Source organism: Alteromonas macleodii (assembly GCF_903772925.1).
In the GTDB taxonomy this organism is placed as follows: domain Bacteria; phylum Pseudomonadota; class Gammaproteobacteria; order Enterobacterales; family Alteromonadaceae; genus Alteromonas; species Alteromonas macleodii_A.
Genome location: NZ_LR812090.1, coordinates 2990992 through 3002123, shown reverse-complemented (window position 1 = coordinate 3002123; position 11132 = coordinate 2990992). Strand labels below are relative to the sequence as shown.

The following is an 11132-nucleotide window of genomic DNA, read 5'->3' as shown; positions in this document are numbered from 1 at the left end:
CGCACTCATGCGAATCATTCTTCTCGGCGCTCCTGGCGCGGGTAAGGGCACACAAGCTCAGTTCTTGATGGGCAAATATGGCATTCCACAAATTTCAACAGGCGATATGCTTCGTGCAGCTATTAAAGCAGGTACAGAGCTAGGTCTTGAAGCAAAGCGTGTAATGGACGAAGGTAAACTTGTGTCAGATGAGATCATCATTGGCCTAGTTAAAGAGCGTATTGCACAAGATGATTGCAAAGACGGCTTCTTGTTAGATGGCTTTCCTCGTACCATTCCACAAGCCGATGCAATGAAAGAAGCAGGTGTTTCTGTTGACCATTGCATTGAGTTTGATGTTCCAGATGACGTTATTGTTGAGCGCATGGGCGGCCGTCGCGTGCACCCAGCATCGGGTCGTGTTTACCACGTTGTTTACAACCCACCAAAAGTGGAAGGTAAAGATGATGAAACCGGTGATGACCTAATCGTTCGTGACGATGATAAAGAAGAAACGGTGCGTAAACGTCTTGCTATCTACCACGAGCAAACTAAACCACTTGTAAACTATTACAGTGCTGAAGCTGAAGCTGGAAACTGTGAATACCACAAGCTAGACGGAACACGTCCAGTTGAAGAAGTAAGTGCTGAATTAGCGGAACGTTTAGGCTAACCGCTAAAAAGGTTTATAAAAGGTCGCATATGCGGCCTTTTTTGTTGCTTGTAACTTGTTAATGGATAACGTTTAATAGCGTCTAATAAACGTACCATTTAATCACTGATTAAAATTACGCGCTATAACTATAACATGTGGAGTTGACCATGGTTTTACCAATCACGGCGTTTTACGCCAGCCTATTGGGTATTTGTTACCTGTATTTGTCGTTTTTAGTTATTGGTGCTAGGCGTCGTCACCAAGTGAGTATCGGCGATGGAGGTCATGAAGATCTTAGTCGACTAGCGAGAGCCCATGGTAATTTCAGTGAATACGTACCCATTACGCTTATTATGATCGCGTGTTTTGAAGCCAATACTGGGCAAGTATGGGCTGTTCACGCTCTGGGAAGTGCATTGTTATTCGGTCGCGTCTTTCACGCTTACGGATTAGGGCGTCACTCTGGCGTCAGTTGGCAACGCTTTGCGGGAATGATATTGACATTTTTAGCTATGTTGTGCGCCGCAATAGGTAATTTGGTGCTTATTCATTTCGGCTTGTAGTCACAGCACAAATACTGAATACAAGTAAAGAATGCCAGCTTAATTGGGTCACTTCATTAGCTGGCATTTTTTTATCTCATTTCTAAGAAGGTTATATTAATTCAGGTATTTAAGACAGGTTCGCTTTGCGTGTTGCGAAGGTATAGTACGAAAACCAGCTGAGTATTCTCACGTAGTTATTTACTTTGCTGGCACATTCGAAAATACACAAGCAAAGCTATTACCTCAGCTTTTTAACCGTTAAATAATCTTGGTTGTTATTTAAATGCTTAAAATCTTGATGACTCTGGTATTTATGATCTTCTACACTTACTTGTTGAAGCGCAGGTTTAAAGTGAAGATGATGGATGCTTGGCGCGCCGAAATTGTGGGGTCAGAGATTATGGTTTATATCATGATCATTCTGCCGGTACTTTTCGCATGGCTTACGACGGTTCTAATTGAATACTTGTTCTTTTAGAGCAAGCTAATCGAAGTTAAAAAGCGCTCAAGGTACGGTAATGTGAAGTAATACCATTGAGCGCTTTGTCGTTTTACAAGCTTTTAGAAGCGGTAAGTTAGTTTAGAGTAAACAAAGCGGCCACGAGGGTTGTGCACGCTACCTACGTAACCGTAAAGGTCGCTATCACCATCGCCAATAGCAAATGGAGGCTCTTCATCAAGCAAGTTGTTAGAACCGATGACTAAGCGAAGGTTATCGCTATAGTTGTAACCAAACTGCAAGTCTACCAACATTTGCGAATCAACCGTTCTTGACGTATTTTCTTCGAAGTCTAATACTCCGTCGAAGTCAATGTCAGGCGTGTCTTCAAATTCACCAATAAAGCTAATGTTTAAGTTAGCGTCAAACGAACCTTTAGACCACGTTGTACCGAACAACCAACGATGCTCTGGGTAACCGTATTCGCCTGTGTATTCTAGACCGTCTTTTTCAAACTCGTCCATATATGACCAGTCCAGGTTGAAGCGCACGTTACCATATTCTTCAAGTTCCATGCTGTAATTGGCACTGAAATCTACACCCGAGGCTTCTTGTGAAGACACATTTTGGTAGGTGTTGAAAATTTTCTGAATAACACCTAGAGACTCACCCTCCTGAGGGTCTAAACGAACACAGACTGTGCTGTCTTGGTTATTACACTCAGCGTTGTAAACCAAACCAAACTGCTGTTCGTCAATTTTGTTGTCTTGAGTAATGCTCCATACATCAATGCTTAATCCTAGCTCTTGAATAGGCGCGTAAATTACACCTACGTTCCACGACTCTGACTCTTCGGCGTCTAGATTAGGGTTACCCGCAAATTCGATGTTGTAGTCCAGAGACTCACAATCTTGGCCAGTTGCTTCACAGCGGTATTGGTCGACAAAAAATACGCTCTTCTGAGACGGGCCAAGACCAACTTGAGCGAGAGACGGTGCTCTAAATCCTTGCGCCCAAGAGCCGCGTACTGTTACTTCGTCGCTTGGCGCCCAACGTAACGCAATTTTAGGGTTGGTTGTGCTACCAAAGTCACTGTAGTGGTCGTAGCGGCCAGCTAATTGAAGTTCTAGCTCTTCAGCCAAAGGAATTGAAAGCTCTAAATACGCCGCATACTGGTCGCGTTCTGCTGAAGCTGACACAGACTCAGTACCAAAGATCAAACCGCGTTGGAACTGTACGTCGGGTACGTCAGACACTTGTTCTTCACGATACTCCACGCCCGCAGCCATCATGACAACGTCGTCACCAAAATCAAAAGCTTCGCCCGTAATATGTGCATCAACGCTGGTCATGCGAGATTCACCACGACGCACAAGTCTAGTGGTAATTTCATCAATTACACTTTGTGGGTTAGTAACGCCACCAAATGGGTTGTAGTTGCCAAGGTCGATTTGCTCTTGTAACCAGTCAACGCGAACCCAACCTTGTGATTGGTCACCGCTTTGCTCTGAACGGCTACGGCCTTTTTGTACTGACGCTTCCCAATCATAGTCGTTGAATGTACCGCGAAGGCCTGCGACAAGACGTAAGGTATCAGACTCAATGTCCCAGCGGCGAGCACCAGCGTCGACAGGGCGATAGCGACCAATTTCAATGTCTTGTCCGAAAGGGTTGTCCGGGTGAGTACCTGGAACGGTTAAGCCCGCGTCTTCATCGAGCGGGGTTGCTGCGCCGCCTGCTTCAGAGGTATTGTGCTGCATAGCCACTTCCATAAACGCTGTGGTTTCATCGCCAATTTTGTAATCAAACTGGCCGATAAAGCCTACGCGCTCAGAAGAAGGGATCACTAAGCCAAACGGACCGTAATCGAACAAGCAGCTGCCAGATGCCGTAGCGCTATCTTCTGGGCAGTCTGGGTCGATTGTTTTAACGCCATCTACATAAAAGTAGCCAGGGTAGCCGCGCGATGAACGAAAATCCATGCCGCCATAAGGTGATTGGTTCGCGGTACCGAAACGTCCCATTTCATCAGCACCTAGCGTGCTGTTGTTAAAGTAATCGATAATAACAGTAGCACTGCTTTTTTCGCTTTGAGAGCCCCACAAAATGCTTGCTGTGGTTTCATCATAGTTTGGTCCAGTAGTACCACCGTAACCGGCGTTAATCTCAAGACCTTCATAGTCTTTCTTAAGAACAACGTTAACCACACCTGCTACCGCGTCTGAACCATAAATCGCCGATGCACCGTCTTTTAAGATATCAATGCGCTCAATGGCAGATACAGGAATAGAGTTAATATCAACAAATGAATTCGTGATGCTTTCTGCAAATGCGCTAATTGCGACACGGCGACCGTTAATTAGTACCAGCGTCGCGTCTGGGCCCATGCCGCGAAGCGATACTGCAGCCGCACCATTCGCAGTCGAGTCTTGACTGTTATTGCGGGTTGAAAAGGTACCTGCGCCGGTAGCAGGCATACGCTCAAGTAACTGTTGAAGGTTTTCATAGCCCATACCTTCAATCATGGTTGCATCAATTGATTGAATAGGAGAGGGGCCTTCCATATCTGTACGCTTAATACGAGAACCGGTGACCGCTATGCGCTCGAGGTTCGCTGATTCTTCGTCAGCTTGCTGTGCATGCGCAGGAGATAGAGAAGTTAATCCTGAAAGTGCTAATCCCACTGCAATTGCACTTACTTTACGACCTTGTTTCATTATTATTTCCTTATTGTCCATCTTACTTGTTGTGTGTTTCTGCAACATAGTCATGCTGCGAAATTATGAATAGCATTCCTTATACTAAAGTTGCAATAGGGAAAAACGCGAAAAATGTGACACTTGGTTACAAGGTGTGTAAATAAAGACTTACTTTTTAGTGTAGTGCTTGTCTAGACGAAGTGATCTTAAAGGGCTGAAAACTCGAACGGGCAGAGAGCTGAAGCCTGATAGCTGAGTGCTACTGGCTTGGTTTAATTAAGAAATAATTTGTACATACAAGCGTATGGTTTTTAATATGCTAGGTGGGGGGGAGCGCTCATATTTTTTTCGTGAGATACTGGCGACCTCTCATTTTCGCAGATCTGACCAGTCTTTTTATGATGAAAATTTGAACGTGAGTAAAGGTCGCTTTCAAAACGCAATGAAGACTGAACTTAAATAGCTCTATTGAAGTGCCACAAAAACTCTGTCTTTTCTTGGTAAATACATATTATGCGTGTCTAAAGAAAATGCAACGGATGTTGCCTTGCCTTGAATCTCTTCAACTGGAATGAATCCATAGTAGCGGGAATCGACACTATTGTTTCTGTTGTCCCCCATAGCAAGGACATGAGCTTTGGGCACTGTGACCATATTAAAACTCTTTGCAGGGCTTGGTATTGGATTAAGCGCAATAGTGCGGTTGTGACCTAGAATGTCTTCAGAATAAACCTGCTCATTTGTGGAGGTTAATGCCGCTTTCTCACCGTTAATAAAGAGCACATTATTTTTTAACGCGACCTTATCGCCCGCAACGGCAATGACTCTCTTAATAAGCCTTGTATCAGCAGCGCTGCTGTCGATAATCACGATATCGCCGCGTTTTATATCACCAGTTCGAGCAACTACAACATCGGTAAAGGGAAGCTCTAGCGTGTATGCTGATTTATCTACCACCACTCGGTCCCCGACCATAATAGTTGGCTCCATAGAGCCGCTGGGAACATGATACCAGTCAGCTACGCTACTTCTAAATGAGAAAAGCAAGACGATGAATAAGATAAAAGACAGGTTGTTTTTTACGCTTTGTTTAATATTTTTCAAAATCGAGTTCTCGCTATTCGCATCTGGCAAAATCATGCAAAGACTTTTGAAGTCTCCTCTTTCATTGAATATAGAGGTCAATTTAACCCATTCGTTCAACTTACCGGTTTGAAAAATGTAAGTAATTGTGTCTTTGCCTATACAGAATCGCCTCACCTCTAGTACTTCTATCTTAGTTTTTTTAAGTACGAACTTCTAAAGAGTGTAATTAATATGACCGAAAAGGTGCGAAACCGACGTACCTGTATAAGAACACGTATTAGTGTAATTAATATCGTCCTGCATTACTCACCTGCTATTACGCTGTTGAAAATGTTTGAACGAAGTTTAGAAGTTTAAAAAAGCGTTACGGAGGCATGAGTGACTGAGAAAGAGAAGGAATCTGGACGTCGAGAACAGGATGTGGCACTTAGTCACACCGAAGAAAAGGATGTACAAAACAATCAAAGTTTAAACTCTGTCTCTTTATACGCAATTGTGCATCGAGAAGGGCTGGAAGAGCTTCAGCGGCCTATGATGTCGCTTTGGTGGTCTGGGGTTGCGGCGGGTATTGGCATTTCGCTGTCTATTCTAGCTGAGGGGATCCTGCATCACCTCTTTGCCGGTTCTCGTTATCAGTTTGTGATAGAGAACTTAGGTTATACAGTGGGCTTTGTACTGGTTATTGTTGGTAGATTACAGCTATTTACCGAAAATACGCTGTCAGTTATTTTGCCGTTGCTAAGTAAGCCATCTCTTAATATGGGAGTGTGCATTGCACGACTGTGGACTATCGTTTTCGCCGCAAACATGGTTGGCACCTTCTTAGCCGCCTTTTTCAGCTATACTCTGCAAGCGGTTCCATCAGAGCTGGTGGAAGGAATGACTGCTATATCTGAACACTATGCCAAGTTATCACCGTCAGACGCCTTCTCATATGGCATAACGTCTGGATTTATTATTGCCGCTATCGTGTGGATGAAGCCTTCGGTTAAACATTCGCAAATATGGATGATAGTTATTTTTACCTATTTAATAGCTATAGGAAATTTCACGCACGTGATAGCCGGTTCAACAGAACTGTTCTTGTTAGCACTACAAAATAAAATAAGCGTTCTTGAAACAATCTCACTAATTGGCGCAACACTATTAGGAAATATTGTGGGCGGAACGGGGCTGTTCGCGCTACTAGCTTATGGACAGGTAGTAAGGGAAATAGAAGAGTAAGCGTGATTAGAAGATTCCACCTCTCAGGTTCTACCATTGAGGTACAAGAATTACTTTATTTTCTAATGAGAAGCAGGTGCTTGTGAAAAATGCCCATAACGATAATTGATATGGGCATTTAAAAGTACATCTTCAGTTTTTTGACATATCAAAATACTAAATTGAAGTAGTTTCGACTAAATTTAAATACATCGTGTTGAAAAGTAAGGTTAGTGGATACTTTCTCCAGGTATAGGTCTGCTTAGGCGCATCTTATCCACAGGTGCACCTACCAAGTACTCATCTAATATTAAGTAGTCAGGAACGTTTAATTGATAGGGCATTGTGTTCTCTTGATAACCCCAAATTTGTTCTACTAAACCGTTGTGAACTGATGTAGATATTACATCTTGGGCATAATCATTATTACTCCATCTTTCAGTACCTAAAATGTGCTCGCTAGTACTGCCCGCTGTATCTGGTAAGTTAGAGGACTTTAATCTCATAATATTCGAGAACGTATTGTTTTCTATGAATATACCCACGTAATCTTGTTCCCAATTTCCAGGATTTACATCATCTCTTAGTAGATAACGGATATCTACGTTATTATCTAATGAGTGAATTAAGTTGTTTTGCAGGGTGAACGAAGTCATTGCGTAAGTTAAGTTAAAGAGGTACGTATTGTATGAGTCAGCATTTATAACAAATAAGTTATTTGCAAAGCGAACTCTTCCGTTAGAGCCTCCGGAACCATCGTTTCCGAACCTAGCGACAGCAAAATCTTTATTCATAACAATAGAGTTCCCAACAACATCTTGGTCCATAACACCTACACTTCTCATTTCGGGACCTATAAGTTCGATAGCGTATCTGGACTGCTCAATGTCGCTAACTTCAATCCAATTGTAGTAAAGCTTAGTATTTTCAGCTCTAGATTTTATACTGTTGCCTCGGTTATTGTGTAAAAATGAGTTTTCAACGCGAAGAACACTACCCGGGAATCTAAATTGATCTGTGGCGACATAGATGGGGTGCCCCCATTTTTGAGAAGGGTCAGGCAGTCCTCCAGAGTTAGTAACTTCCGTATCCAATATAGAAATGCTGCCTGAATTAGAATCAGTTCCCATTATTCCTATATGTGGACAGTTGTGAATATAAGAGTTAATGATCTTTAAGTTGTCTGATTCATGTCTAATACAGATGTTGTCTCCACCAGTTACTTCTAGATTTTCTAATTCAATCGAATGAGAATTTCTAACAGCAATTGTCCACTTCCAATCTTTGTGGTTTCCTATGAATTTAGGTCTTTTATTATTTACTGTTGTACCAACAATTTTTATAGGCAAACTGGGAGTGCCGCTGGTATTGAATAATATAAATGGTTTATAGTCTGCATCTCCTTGCACCTCAACAACGTCACCTGCTATCAGTTGGTGAGCAATATCATCCATTTCTCTATAGTTTTGATTGGGTCCTATCTTCCAAGTTTTTGGTGCTCTTTCCGTGTTCGTTGTCTGGATGCTCCAGTTTAAAAAAAACACACGGTCGTCAATAGCACCCTCACCAGGAATAACTTGAGCTCTGATCGTTTTAGAGCTGTTAAAATCGTTAGGTGTTGTTGTTGCAAATACTAACTTATCTCCGTTAGTGACCAGTGTCTCCTCATTACTAAACGGCTGTGAATTTATGGAAAAAAAGCTGTTGTTATGACTTTTCAATTTCATAGGTGCCTCTAAACCCTCAAACTGAATGCAATTAGAATATATCTCGGTATTCAATGGCTGATAAAGGTTCGAGGGTAAAGCTGCAGCAGCAAAAAACCTCGAATCATTGACTCTTAAATGGAATGAAGAAGAGCGACAGTTTTCAAACATGGAAACGTCAACCTGGTAAGAAGGGACTGATGAATTTACAGGTAATGAGTCATTATAAGTTGTTATGTTGTTCTCAATTATCCATTTAATATTACTCGCACTAACGCTTCCATCTTCCCATATTGTTTGATAATTAAACCAAGAGTAACTAAAGCTAGGTACAGAAAAGCTATATTCAAAGTGTAAACGATCACCATAATTGAGTTCGATCAACTCATCTGTAGTGAGATTGTTATTTACAAAGACTTGTGAGTGCTTTTGTAAGGACTTTAAAGTTAGTGTGGATTGTGGTTCAGCATTGACCACACATTGTGAAATAGCGCGAGGTGATTCATCAGATACCACGGTGTGAGGAAGAATTGTGGAGTTAGCACTATGTTTGTAAAGGGCATAACAGTCTGAAATGTGGTCGAAGGAATTGTTTGATTCGTTAGCAACAAACCATTGATAATAAGTGGTTGATATTTCCCCACTGTCTAGCTCTTGCTGAAGAGTCAAACGGTCCAACAATACATCACCTTTGACATTTGATGCATTTTTTCGAAGCGTAATTATATCGCCGTTACTAATTATTCTAGTAGAGGTAGAGTAAGGTTCGTTATTTATTGAAAACTCCCCATCGCGCTGCATACTCGCCAAAACTGGTTGAGGGAGATTAGTTACTTTTATACAGCGTGATATGATTTGTGAACTGGGCTTTTGATATTTACTAGGAGGCAATTCAAATACGCGTAGACGCTGACGCTTCTCATCGAACGTAAAATTCGCTTCAAAGCAAGATTCTGGTAGTGTTTCTGATTCCACTGTTGAGATAGTCCAAGGATAATACCAATGGCTATTAGTTTCAGCCTTAGTCAAAATAAGCCGATCAGTAACTGATTCGCCTATTTTATTAGGCGTTAAGAACATTAACTCAATTTTATCCCTGTTTCTAACACGGATTGGGCCATTCGAAAAGTCGCTGCCGTTTAGCGATATTAGAGAGCCGCGCTGAGTTGTTGCTGTCAACTCTTCTTCTAATTCGTTTAAAACAACGCAGCCTGATTCTACTACCGCTCCCTGAACATTGTGTGAAGTAGGAGTAAAGGTAAATTGATTCCTATCCCCCCAATCATTGAGGAGGCGAACACTCTTCTCTTCACATTGACTTTGGGCGAAGCTTGGTAAGCTAATTACGCCCATAAAAAAAGCTATTAACCATATTTTACTGAAATGAAAAAACTTAATTTTGTAACCATTCATATTAGACTACTCGATACTACTGACTTAAAATTTCTGGGTACAAGACGAACTATAGTTAGTTAAAAAAACTAATTGTTTATGTCTCTTGGCACAGTGTAGTAAGCGCATTTGTCCAAACGGTATCAAACCTCAAGTCCCCGTATAAGTAGTGATACGAGTGGTTTAACAGTTCAAGTAAAATCAAATAATTATGTTTTTAGCAGTAAAAATTAATTGCTAAATATATTTTTGTGATGGGCTTTCGTTGGAGATAAAACTGTTTGCACAAGTTTTTTGGTTGCTTTTTCGTTTAACAGATTTTATTTGCCGATAACTGGGAGTAGGTACGCTTGACGCGAAGAGTTCTGTCAATAACGTTTAGACAAATTTTAGCCTAAAGAAGGTTGGTCTAAGTTCATAAGCGCTTCATCATTTTCCATCTGCTGTGCTAACCAACTACAAAAAAGAGCGATGCGCCTTTTACGTGGTGAATTCTTAAGGTATACAAAATGAGATTTCCAACGAACAGGGTGAGGTATATTAAACGGAACAACAAGCTGACCTGATTTAACATACTGGCCAATCATTACGTCTGATGCCAGCATTACACCTTGACCAGTTAATGCTGCACTTAATGCTAAGTCACTGGAAGAAATTTCCGTTTTTTTTAGGTTTTTGTTGGTAATATCAATATTGCAATGCTCAAAATAGCTTTCCCAATTAGCTCTATCTCCAAAAGCTAGGGCAAGTAATCTAGCATCAAGAAGATCAAATGGAGTATTCAACGCAAGCGTTTGTTTGTAATCTGGTGAACAAACTGGAACAATTCCATTTTCACCAAACTTTTGTACCTCTAAGCCATCCTCAATAATTGACGAAGTCGAAGTACTAAAGCGAATTGCGATATCTATCTTGCCATCATGCAGGCTTTCTATTCTATTGGAGGCGAAAGTATTAATATTTATATCTGGATACTGATTAAAGAATTTAAACAAATTTGGTAACAGCCACAGAGCACAAAACGCCTGTGTAGTACTCACTGTCAAACTTCCTTCTAATGGCTCTTCTTGAACTTTGTTTAAACCGTTTATAACTTCACTAAAGCCATTTTGACAAGCTTCAAAGAGTATCTGTCCCTGAGAAGTCAGTAGCATCCTTCTTGCGCTTCGTCTGAAAAGTTTAACCTGTAAACTCTGCTCTAATTGACGCATCTGCTGACTAACTGCAGCTTGCGTAATGCATAGCTCATTAGCAGCCTTACTATAACTCTCGTGTCTAGCAGCCACTTCAAAGCAGAGCAAATTATTTAACCATCTTAATCTTCTATCCATAGTCGAAATATAAGTTCACCTAATATTTAAAGTTAACTTTTATCGTTGGTCATGTAAAGCTCAAAAACAGAAACTAGTCTCAAATACATTCAGTGAG

General features: G+C 41.3%; 8 protein-coding genes. 4 read left to right on the top strand and 4 right to left on the bottom strand.

The window, feature by feature from the left end; translation table 11 throughout:
- Positions 1-7: 7 nt before the first annotated feature.
- From adk to PCAR9_RS12955, 3 genes are all read left to right on the top strand, one after another.
- Complete coding sequence (adk, locus tag PCAR9_RS12965; RefSeq protein WP_179983954.1) at positions 8-652, top strand: adenylate kinase; 645 nt, start codon at positions 8-10, stop codon at positions 650-652.
- A 149-nt stretch (positions 653-801) separates the two neighbouring features.
- Positions 802-1197 carry an MAPEG family protein gene (locus tag PCAR9_RS12960; protein ID WP_179983953.1) on the top strand — a complete coding sequence of 132 codons (396 nt, stop codon included), beginning with the start codon at positions 802-804 and terminating at the stop codon, positions 1195-1197.
- 265 nt (positions 1198-1462) lie between these two features.
- The gene (locus tag PCAR9_RS12955; RefSeq protein ID WP_179983952.1) at positions 1463-1657 is read left to right on the top strand and encodes a hypothetical protein; all 195 of its coding nucleotides are present in this window, start codon (positions 1463-1465) and stop codon (positions 1655-1657) included.
- A gap of 83 nt (positions 1658-1740) precedes the next feature.
- Here the strand turns inward: PCAR9_RS12955 and PCAR9_RS12950 are convergent, their stop codons facing one another.
- Both PCAR9_RS12950 and lepB read right to left on the bottom strand, forming a co-directional pair.
- Positions 1741-4335 carry a TonB-dependent receptor gene (locus PCAR9_RS12950; RefSeq protein WP_179983951.1) on the bottom strand — a complete coding sequence of 865 codons (2595 nt, stop codon included), beginning with the start codon at positions 4333-4335 and terminating at the stop codon, positions 1741-1743.
- 447 nt (positions 4336-4782) lie between these two features.
- The gene (lepB, locus tag PCAR9_RS12945; protein WP_179983950.1) at positions 4783-5457 is read right to left on the bottom strand and encodes a signal peptidase I; all 675 of its coding nucleotides are present in this window, start codon (positions 5455-5457) and stop codon (positions 4783-4785) included.
- Positions 5458-5781: 324 nt separating this feature from the next.
- On the opposite strand from lepB, the gene PCAR9_RS12940 reads away from it, so the two are divergent.
- A complete protein-coding gene (locus PCAR9_RS12940; protein ID WP_179983949.1) occupies positions 5782-6627 on the top strand; it encodes a formate/nitrite transporter family protein in 846 nt (281 codons plus the stop codon).
- 209 nt (positions 6628-6836) lie between these two features.
- On the opposite strand, the gene PCAR9_RS12935 is transcribed toward PCAR9_RS12940, so the two are convergent.
- Positions 6837-9725, bottom strand: a complete 2889-nt coding sequence (locus tag PCAR9_RS12935; protein ID WP_179983948.1) for a right-handed parallel beta-helix repeat-containing protein — start codon at positions 9723-9725, stop codon at positions 6837-6839.
- A 368-nt stretch (positions 9726-10093) separates the two neighbouring features.
- Entirely contained in the window at positions 10094-11035 is a 942-nt protein-coding gene (locus PCAR9_RS12930) for a LysR substrate-binding domain-containing protein (protein ID WP_179983947.1), read from the bottom strand.
- Positions 11036-11132 lie beyond the last annotated feature (97 nt).

Bases quoted from the DNA above. Each gene is read 5' to 3' on its own strand.
- adk (WP_179983954.1), top strand. From the start codon at position 8: ATGCGAATCATTCTTCTCGGCGCTCCTGGCGCGGGTAAGGGCACACAA.
- PCAR9_RS12960 (WP_179983953.1), top strand. From the start codon at position 802: ATGGTTTTACCAATCACGGCGTTTTACGCCAGCCTATTGGGTATTTGT.
- PCAR9_RS12955 (WP_179983952.1), top strand. From the start codon at position 1,463: ATGCTTAAAATCTTGATGACTCTGGTATTTATGATCTTCTACACTTAC.
- PCAR9_RS12950 (WP_179983951.1), bottom strand. From the start codon at position 4,335: ATGAAACAAGGTCGTAAAGTAAGTGCAATTGCAGTGGGATTAGCACTT.
- lepB (WP_179983950.1), bottom strand. From the start codon at position 5,457: ATGATTTTGCCAGATGCGAATAGCGAGAACTCGATTTTGAAAAATATT.
- PCAR9_RS12935 (WP_179983948.1), bottom strand. From the start codon at position 9,725: ATGAATGGTTACAAAATTAAGTTTTTTCATTTCAGTAAAATATGGTTA.
- PCAR9_RS12930 (WP_179983947.1), bottom strand. From the start codon at position 11,035: ATGGATAGAAGATTAAGATGGTTAAATAATTTGCTCTGCTTTGAAGTG.